Source organism: uncultured Actinomyces sp., assembly GCF_963526355.1.
Classification (GTDB): domain Bacteria; phylum Actinomycetota; class Actinomycetes; order Actinomycetales; family Actinomycetaceae; genus Actinomyces.
This window is the reverse complement of the sequence record NZ_CAUROW010000168.1, coordinates 1-2,978: the sequence shown is the minus strand read 5'-3', so window position 1 is coordinate 2,978 and position 2,978 is coordinate 1. Positions and strand designations below refer to the sequence as shown.

Genomic DNA, 2,978 nt, shown 5'->3' with positions numbered 1-2,978 from the left:
CACCCACTAACCCCACGACACGCCGCCTAAAGCACCACGTTCACGCCGATAACCCCCCCACGCCTAAAGCACCACGTTCACGCCGATAACCCTCAGAGTCAGGTCACAAGGAAGCACACATAAAAGAAGCTCCCAACCTTACCGGCTGGGAACTCCCCTGGTTGCTCCTGCGGCTGGACTCGAACCAGCAACCGTCCGATTAACAGTCGGATGCTCTGCCATTGAGCTACGCAGGAATGCGTTTGACGCGCAGTGAACTTTAGCAACATCCTGAGGCGACGTCGAATCCGACGAATCGCCAAAAACGCTGCAAATCCTGGGATACCTTACCGTGTGGGAAGCCCCACACCCTCTCGGACACGGTTTTCCAGTGCCTGGAGCGCCTCACCATCGTCTTTATCCGCAGCCTGGGACATCATCGGTCGAGTCACGGAGTACAAGTCCCCATCGCTACCACGACGAACACTGGCCGTGGCCGTCACACCGCTGGGAAGCGTTACCACGGCGCTGTGGACGATGGCAGCCTCCACACGCTGGCGCAAGGCTTTGGCGAAGGCGGCGACATCAGTAGAAGCGTAGGTGTCCCCGTCGCGGATTCCTGCCGGAATCTTGAGGACGAGATCATCACGATCCCAGTCCGTCCATCTCAGGGTGAAGGCCCGCTTGTCCGCGTCCCATGTCCCATGCTCCACCTCATCCCAGGCATGGTGCGTGGGCCTGCTGCTCCCACTGAAGACAACGAGGGTATCGGCGGTCGCTGCCGCCCATGCGGAGCCGTCCTCGTCCAGAGGAACGGCGCCAAGAACGGGCTGATGCAGCTGTTCACGCATTTCAAGGGGCAACGTTCTAGCGGATCTGGTGGACGAGCCTTGACGACGTCGCAGGTTCAGCATGTGCGTCAGGCTACCCGCCCCACCCACCTGGAATGGACCACCGGCAGGCCTCAGGCTCCCTGCCGGAGGCGCATACGGCGCTGCTCGAGCGCAGCGATATGGGCGAACAGCTCGCGGTAGCCCTCGTCATGGGGGGACATCCGCCGGTGCCGCGAGCGCATCTCGACCAGCTGACGGTTGATACCCATAACGGCCAGGGAGCTGAGCACACCCTTGGTGTAGCGGTCCAGCCCCGCGGCGTCGACCTCCATGCCCCGTCCCCGAATGGTAGGCAGCGGTAGTGGAGCCACGGCGAGCTCGGCGATGGCGGCCTCGACCAGGCCAATGGCACCGTCGCGCACCTGCTGGAGCCAGCGTTGCGTGGCTCGTCGCTGCGCCTCCTGCTCGCCCATCCCGGCGGCCACCGCCTGCTGCACAAGGCCAGGCACCTCCCTGGTGCCTCCGGCGGCGGCTACGGCCTCGTAGACAGCACGGTGAGTGAGCTGGCCGAAGGAGTCGGCCCCGAGCTCGTCGGCGCCGGCTTGGTGGGCGGCTGCCGGGAACTGGATGATGACTGCCAGGGCCTCGCGCTCGAGCTGCTCGACGGGGTCGGTCACAGGCGGTAGCCCCCGTACCGGAGTCGCGGCGTCGGGGCCGGCGGTCTCATCGGCGGGCCACTGGCCGCCCCGCACCGCGTTGGGCTGCGTCCCTCGTCTCCCAGCGGCCTGCACTGCGGCCTGGACTTCGGCATCGGGCAGTCCCAGCCATCCGGCGAGCCGCCGGATGTACTCGCGCTTGAGCGCCCGGTCCCGGATGCCTGCGACAACCGGTGCCGCCGAGCGCAGCCCCCGGACCCGCCCTTCGGAGGTGTCCAGGTCCAGGTGGGACAGAGAGGTGCGGATGACGAACTCGAACAGCGGCACCCGCCGGGACAGCAGGCGTGGGATGCCCGGGTCCCCTTCCTTCATGCGCAGGTCGCAGGGGTCCAGGCCGCCGGGGTCAACGGCCACGAAGGTCTGGGTGGCGAAGCGCTGGTCCTCGGCATAGGCGCGCAGCGCGGCCTTCTGGCCGGCTGCGTCTCCGTCGAAGGTGAAGATGACCTCGCCCCCTCGGGCCTCGCGCCCCTGCCCGGTGACGACGCCCGCCGCGGGGTCGTCGATATCACCTAGGAGGCGGCGCACCACCCGCACATGGTCCGCACCGAAGGCGGTTCCGCACGTGGCCACGGCCGTGGTCACGCCGGACAGGTGAGCGGCCATGACATCGGTGTAGCCCTCGACGACGACGATCCGGTGCGAGCGGGCGACCTCCCGCTTGGCCAGGTCCAGCCCGTAGAGGACCTGGCTCTTGTGGAAGACGGGGGTCTCGGGGGTGTTGAGGTACTTGGGGCCCTGATCGTCCTCCGAGAGCTTGCGCGCCCCGAAGCCGACAGTGGCTCCGGTGACGTCCCGGATGGGCCAGATGAGGCGGCCCCGGAACCGGTCGTAGACGCGGCGCCCATCCTGCCCACCTCGGCCGCACAGACCGGAATCGACGAGCTCGGCCTCGGTGTACCCGGCGCTGCGCAGGTATCGGGCAAGATGATCCCATCCGGCCGGCGCATAGCCCACGCCGAAGTGCGCGGCGGCATGGCGGTCGAAACCCCGAGCCGTGAGGAAGTCCCGACCCGGCTGGGCCTCCGGGGTGGCGAGCTGCTCGCGGAACCAGGCCTCGGCCAGGCGGTTGGCGTCCATGAGGCGCTGACGCGTGCCCGGCTCCACCCCGCGCCGCACCGCGCCGCCCTCCTCGTAGCGCAGCTGGACCCCGGTGCGGTCCGCGAGGTACTCGACCGCTTCGGCGAAACCGAGGTGGTTGATCTTCTCGATGAAAGTAATGACGTCACCGCCCTCACCACAGCCGAAGCAGTGCCAGTAGCCGAGCTGGGGGCGAACGTGGAAGGAGGGGGTGCGTTCGTCGTGGAAGGGACACAGCCCCTTGAGCGAGCCGACCCCGGCGCTCTTGAGGGTGACATGCTCACCGACGATATCCTCGATCCGGGCGCGCTCACGCACCGCCTCGATGTCCTCGCGCCTGATCAGTCCCGCCACAGGGCCATCGTAGGCGAGG

At 67.7% G+C, this 2,978-nt stretch carries 2 protein-coding genes and 1 tRNA gene; all 3 read right to left on the bottom strand.

All coding sequences use genetic code 11. The annotated features are described in order from the left end of the window. Positions 1-164: 164 nt before the first annotated feature. Positions 165-236: transfer RNA gene (locus tag RWR81_RS13285), tRNA-Asn, on the bottom strand. A gap of 90 nt (positions 237-326) precedes the next feature. Continuing rightward, positions 327-830, bottom strand: coding sequence for a hypothetical protein (locus tag RWR81_RS13280; RefSeq protein ID WP_399498460.1), 504 nt, complete (start codon positions 828-830; stop codon positions 327-329). A 113-nt stretch (positions 831-943) separates the two neighbouring features. Further along, entirely contained in the window at positions 944-2,959 is a 2,016-nt protein-coding gene (gene dnaG / locus RWR81_RS13275; protein WP_314458184.1) for a DNA primase, read from the bottom strand. Positions 2,960-2,978 lie beyond the last annotated feature (19 nt).

Bases quoted from the DNA above. Each gene is read 5' to 3' on its own strand.
- RWR81_RS13280 (WP_399498460.1), bottom strand. From the start codon at position 830: ATGCGTGAACAGCTGCATCAGCCCGTTCTTGGCGCCGTTCCTCTGGAC.